This is a genomic window from Shewanella sp. SG41-4, from assembly GCF_014164505.1.
Classification (GTDB): Bacteria; Pseudomonadota; Gammaproteobacteria; order Enterobacterales; family Shewanellaceae; genus Shewanella.
Genome location: NZ_JACJFI010000713.1, coordinates 1 through 912 on the forward strand (window position 1 = coordinate 1; position 912 = coordinate 912).

Annotated in this window: 1 protein-coding gene; it reads left to right on the forward strand. The window is 34.1% G+C overall.

The window, feature by feature from the left end:
• Positions 1–444: 444 nt before the first annotated feature.
• The coding region (locus H5202_RS23450; RefSeq protein ID WP_220493996.1) for a hypothetical protein at positions 445–912 on the forward strand (468 nt) is incomplete at its 3' end.

The following is a 912-nucleotide window of genomic DNA, read 5'->3' on the forward strand; positions in this document are numbered from 1 at the left end:
TATTGAACAAGTTTATTAAACGTAACCTTCTTTTACCTTTGACTTAAATTCATTATTTATAGTAAAAATACCGAATATTTAATTTTTTTACATTAACTTTAAATTTTAAAAAACAAAGCTACCCCATATGGAAAGTAGAAGCAGGCACGTTTTGGGGCCAAAATTGGTTAGCCCCTAAACCCATTCATGAATACAACTTCTAAACTGCAAAATCCCTGTATAGCACTATTGACAGGCAATGATTTAAACTTAAAAAAAAGACGCATCCCAGCAGACGGCTAAAAGCTGAGTTGATTTGTCATCTAAACAAGCATGCTAAGTTATATAGCAATATTATTTTTAGCAATTAGCTATTGATTAATATAGACAATTGAAGGATTTCGGTAACTCTGGTATAAAGACACCCAAAACTGTTCTGGAAGTAATTTAACATGCGAGTTCAAATTGAATAATTCAGATTTCCAATTTAGTAGTGATAATTGGTGGTTAAACGAAATCCCTTGTGTTCATCGAATTTACGATACCCTCCCCCTAGATGGAGCTCATGGTATTCAGCACTGTCTTGGGATGACTATATCTCTTAAGTTACTAAATCAGAAATTGGAGCAATTATCTAACCATGTTCATGAGTCAAATAAAGCGAGCAATTCAAACAAGAAGGTATTGGTAACTTTCGATGATGGCCATAAAGATGTACTTAAAACATTGCCAATGCTGAAAAAGTTTCCAAATATACAACCAATACTTTTTATCACAGGTAAACAGTTGCGAGGTGATGTTCAGCCATACCCTTTAACAGCCCTCTATACGTGGTGTGCTGCCCACAATAAAAATCCAAATGATTTGAAAGATGAACTCGGGTTTGATCGAAAATTTCTAAAGCTGCAACCTGAAGAACATCAAAGAGCTTTA